The organism is Paraplanobispora takensis (assembly GCF_016863195.1).
GTDB lineage: Bacteria > Actinomycetota > Actinomycetes > Streptosporangiales > Streptosporangiaceae > Planobispora > Planobispora takensis.
Genome location: NZ_BOOK01000103.1, coordinates 1 through 4,564 on the forward strand (window position 1 = coordinate 1; position 4,564 = coordinate 4,564).

The window sequence follows — 4,564 nt, forward strand, 5'->3', positions numbered from 1 at the left end:
CCCCCGGCTTGCCGTTCAGCACCCGGCTCACCGTCGCCTCGCTGACCCCGGCCTGGACGGCGATGTCGGCCAGCCGCGTGCCCGCCCCCTCGGGGCGTGACCGGGAGATCTGCGTCACTTCACCGTCCATCAGGAGTACCTCACCATGGGGCCGGGTGAGGTGCAAGCCGAACGGGGACCGGTCGGCCTGGGCAAACCCGGCCGCGAAACTTCTTTCAGAAAGTTTCCGAAAACTCTAACATCCCGTGCTCGACGACGCAGCGAATGCCCGAAAAAAGGGGATCCGGCGAGGGGACGAAGACAGGGAGACACAGATGTAACCAGGAGATTTGTAATTTCTAACGACATCTATGGACACATGGGCAAGCGGCACGATGTACTACCTCATCAATCACAGGGTCGATCCGGGCATCGTCGTCCGGGAGGAACGAGCGCGCATGAGTACCGTCGTGCTGGACAACGTGACCAAGGTGTACCCGGGCGGGTACCTTGCGGTCGATCGTATGAACCTGCGCGCCGACGACGGAGAGCTTCTCGTCCTATTGGGGCCCTCCGGCTGCGGGAAGTCCACCCTGCTGCGGATGATCGCAGGGCTGGAGGAGGTCACCTCCGGTGACCTGTGGCTGGGCGGCGAGCTGGCCAACGACCTGGCGCCGCGCGACCGCGACGTCGCCATGGTCTTCCAGAACGGCGCGCTCTACCCGCATCGCACGGTGCGCGGCAACCTCGCCTTCCCGCTGGAGATCTCCAAGACGGATCCCGCGGTGGTCAGGGACCGCGTCACCGAACTCTCCAAGGCGTTGCACATCGACGAGACGCTCGACCGTCGTCCTGGAACGCTCTCAGGCGGCCAGCGGCAGCGCGTCGCGATGGGCCGCGCGATCGTCCGCCAGCCCTCGCTGTTCCTGATGGACGAGCCGCTGTCCAACCTGGACGCCGGCATGCGCACCGAGCTGCGCATGGAGATCTCCTCGCTGGTCCGCGCCCTCGGGGTGACCACGATCTACGTGACGCACGACCAGGTCGAGGCGCTGACCCTGGCCGACCGGATCGCCATCATGAACCGGGGCGTGCTCCAGGACGTCGGCACCCCCGGCCAGGTCTACAACGACCCGGCCACCGCCTTCACCGCCGCCTTCCTCAACTCCCAGCAGCTCAACCTGCTCTCGGCGACCGTCCGCACGCCGCAGAACCAGTTCATCCTGCTGGACTTCGGGCCGCACCAGATCATGATCCCCTGGACCGACCCGCGCGCCTACGCGATCTCCCAGCACGTCGGCAACCAGATCATCGTCGGGCTGCGCCCCGACTGCCTCGCCCCGGTCCCGGACACCTTCGAGGGCCCGACCTTCCTCGGGCGCGTACGGGCCCTGGAGTATCACGGCCACGAGTGGCTCGCCTACGTCGAGACCGGGATCACCTCCGTCGCCGTCCCCGAGCCCCCGGACCCGCGGCTGCACACCCGCAACGGCGCGGACGCCTCCCAGGGCAGCAGGATCCGCTCGATGATGCGCCGGCTGCTCCCCGGTTCGGAGGAGGAGGCGGGGCCCCAGTACGAGAGCCAGGAGCAGCCCGGAGGCACCCACCGCCGGGCCGACCTGATCGTGCGCGTCGGCTCCCGCCCGATCTGGCGGGCCGGCGAGCCGGCCCGGGTCGGCGTCGACGCCACCCGCCTGCTGCTGTTCACCGTCGACGGCTCCCGCATCGACCCGCCGCACCGCTGAACCGGCAGGCGCACCGGGACCCCGGGAACGGGCCTCAGGAGGCGATGGTGGAGACGATCTCCAGTACCCGGTTGGCACGGTCCACCTCGGCTCGATGGAACGGCGGGCCCTCGGTGCGGGCCAGCACCACGTGCAGGGACACGCCGGGGACCGGCAGGCTCATCAGCCGGTAGGGACCCGAGGCCAGCACCGCCGGGCGCAGGGGCGTGAGGTCGCCGATCTTGACGCCGACGAGACCGCCGCTCTCGTCGAGCTCCTGCGGCGCCTGCCAGCTGCGGTGGATCAGGTGGCCGTCTCCGGACGACAGGGCGACGGCCCACTCGGCCTCGACGAGGCCGGGCACGGCGTCCACGAACGTGGCGTACGCCCTGGAGGGCTCGGCGGCCACATGGCGCAACAGATCGTAGTCGGGAGCGGCCCCCGGGGTCTCCCGGGTGGGCCACACACCCTCGACCCGCATCCCGGGGATCACCGACAGGCGGTCGCGGACGGTCTCCGCGGACGGGGTCCCGGGCCAGGAGACGATGAAGTCGTCCACCGCCCGTCCGGTCTCCCGCTCCAGAACCGTCACCTGGAGAATGTCCGCACCGAGCGTGCCGAGCACCCGGGCGACCTGACCCAGGGCGCCCGGCCTGTCCGGGAAGGACACCCGTAGCCGCAGTATCATCGCCGATCACCTCTCTTCGGGCACAAGGGTGTCCTGCGCAGGTTTCGCGGATGTTCTCAGGTGATGTCCAGGATATGTCGTGAGGTGTGGCGGTTCCCGGCGGGGCCTCGGAGGCCGCGACCGCCCCTGTTCGGCCGTGTACCGGAACGAGATCCGATCGACCCCGTCAACCGGGCCGCGGGCGAGCACGCGTACGGCCCCGCCCGGCAGGCCGGGCATCACCACCCCGGCGTCCGCTCCACAGCCGTCGACGATCCGTGCGGAGGCGACAGACCGGCCGGTGGCTCGGTAGTGGCAGATCTCGGAGGTCAACGCCGCCAAGCGCCGGGCACGCGGCGCAGGCGCTTGGCTCCGAGGCTCGCCCGGCTTCGGGCTCTGCCCGTCAGTTCTGGTACGCGCCGGCGTCCGGGTTGGCGGGCAGGGACTTGCCGGCCATGTCGTGGGCCAGGGAGGCACCGCCGTACCAGGCGGCGCTGAGCTTGCGGCCGCGGCCCTGGGCCGGTGAGCCGGGCTCCAGGCGCAGGCTCTTGGTGCTGCTGAAGCGCGGCCTGGCCACGATGGAGCGGGGGCCGAGCTTGAACTTCATCGAACGGCCGTAGTAGAGGCTTCCGGCCTCGTCGGCGCCCTTGCCGTCCTCGAAGCCCATCTCTCCGCCGACCACGATGACGTTGTTGCGGAGCTTGAGGATCGAGGGCGAGCAACCGTCGTGGCAGGACCAGCCGATGGTCTCGCGCTCGGGCAGATAGACCGAGTTGTGCACCGCGATCGTGTCCTTGACCGGGCCGACGACGTGCCGGGCGCCCCGGGTGACCAGGAAGGAGCCGCGCTTGCGGGTGGAGGTCACCACGTTGTGGGCGAAGATGTTGCCGGTGGCGGTCTTGCCCTTCTTCGCGCCGAGCTCGACGAAGGTCTCGTTGTTGCGGGCGACGTTGTGGGTGACGCGGTTGCGGTCGCCGTTGAACACCTCGATGGCGGCCCCGTCGGTGCCGTAGTCGTGACTGCGCGCGTAGCTGCCGGTGATCAGGTTGCCGGTGATGAGGTTGTCGTCCCCGTTGAGCAGCACGCCGAAGGCGCCGGAGTCGTCGTCGCCGCCGCTGTCGTTGACGCTCATCTGGTTGTTGTCGGTCAGAATGCTGTCCTCGACGGTGTTGCGGGAGCCGGTGATCTGCACGCCGGTCACGTTGCGGTCGGCGTAGACGGAGTCGAGCAGGTTGTTGTCACCGCTGATCTCGAAGCCGGCCCACGCGCACTTGCTGGTGCGCAGCCCGGTGATCCGGACGTTGGACCCGCTGACCACCACGCAGCTGCCCTCCGTGGTGGTGATCTTCGGGGAGATGCCCCCGCCGTACGTCGCCACGATGATCGGCGAGGCGGCGGTGCCCTTGCCGCTCAGCGTGAGCGTGCCCGTCCAGGTGTTCCCGCGCTTGAACCGGACGGCGTCACCGGGGCCCAGGTCGGCGGAGTTGACGGCGTCCAGGGACTTCCAGGCCGTGGCGGCGGAGGTGCCTGCGGCGGAGTCGTCGCCCTTGCGCGCGTCGACGTAGTAGGTCTTTCCCGCCGCGTAGGCCCGCCCCTCCGCGTAGGTCGCCTCCTTCGCGTAAGTGGCCCCCGCCGCGTAGGTGGCTCCTGCCGTCCCCGCCGTCACCGCCGACGCGGCCGGAGCGGGCACGAGCAGCCCTCCGGCCACCAGCGCCCCCAGCAAAGGAACGGTCCACCGCCTGCTCGGCACCATCCGGGCACACTCCATCACGCTCACGGAATCACGCTCGTGGAATCGCGACCACGGAATCCGACCACGGAATCACGGTCACGGACGCGAAAAGGTCTGCATGGATCCTTTCACACGGATTGCCGTAATCACCGTTTTGAGACCCGACGCCCAGCCAACCGTTACCGCACTCCGAAGCCGCTTTTTCCATGAAGCGCGGAGCCTTGGGGGGAAACGGGCCGGGACCCGCCTCAGCGCACGATCTTCGGGCCGGAGCCCGTCGAGCCGCGCACGATGAACTCCGGCTGGAAGATCAGCTCGGAGTGCTGGCCCGGGGTGCCAGCGATGGCCTCCAGCAGCGTGTGCACCGCGGCGGTCACCATGGACTGCACGGGCTGGCGCACGGTGGTCAGCGGCGGGTCGGTGAACGCGATCAGCGGCGAGTCGTCGTATCCCACGATCGAC

5 protein-coding genes are annotated in these 4,564 nt (G+C 69.5%); 1 reads left to right on the plus strand and 4 read right to left on the minus strand.

Translation table 11 applies throughout. The annotated features are described in order from the left end of the window. Positions 1-130: LacI family DNA-binding transcriptional regulator (locus Pta02_RS40435; RefSeq protein ID WP_203880356.1), on the minus strand; the 130-nt coding region annotated here is incomplete at its 3' end. Between the two features lie 307 nt (positions 131-437). On the opposite strand from Pta02_RS40435, the gene Pta02_RS40440 reads away from it, so the two are divergent. Further along, positions 438-1,724, plus strand: coding sequence for an ABC transporter ATP-binding protein (locus Pta02_RS40440; RefSeq protein WP_203880353.1), 1,287 nt, complete (start codon positions 438-440; stop codon positions 1,722-1,724). 34 nt (positions 1,725-1,758) lie between these two features. Here Pta02_RS40440 and Pta02_RS40445 read toward each other — a convergent pair whose 3' ends face one another. The 3 genes from Pta02_RS40445 to Pta02_RS40455 form a co-directional block, all read right to left on the minus strand. Continuing rightward, a complete protein-coding gene (locus Pta02_RS40445) occupies positions 1,759-2,391 on the minus strand; it encodes an ACT domain-containing protein (protein ID WP_203880354.1) in 633 nt (210 codons plus the stop codon). Positions 2,392-2,773: 382 nt separating this feature from the next. Then, complete coding sequence (locus tag Pta02_RS40450; RefSeq protein ID WP_239131601.1) at positions 2,774-4,138, minus strand: right-handed parallel beta-helix repeat-containing protein; 1,365 nt, start codon at positions 4,136-4,138, stop codon at positions 2,774-2,776. A gap of 212 nt (positions 4,139-4,350) precedes the next feature. Further along, positions 4,351-4,564: substrate-binding domain-containing protein (locus Pta02_RS40455; protein WP_203880355.1), on the minus strand; the 214-nt coding region annotated here is incomplete at its 5' end.

Coding starts and splice junctions, on each gene's coding strand:
- Pta02_RS40440 (WP_203880353.1), top strand. CDS start 438: ATGAGTACCGTCGTGCTGGACAACGTGACCAAGGTGTACCCGGGCGGG.
- Pta02_RS40445 (WP_203880354.1), bottom strand. CDS start 2,391: ATGATACTGCGGCTACGGGTGTCCTTCCCGGACAGGCCGGGCGCCCTG.
- Pta02_RS40450 (WP_239131601.1), bottom strand. CDS start 4,138: ATGGAGTGTGCCCGGATGGTGCCGAGCAGGCGGTGGACCGTTCCTTTG.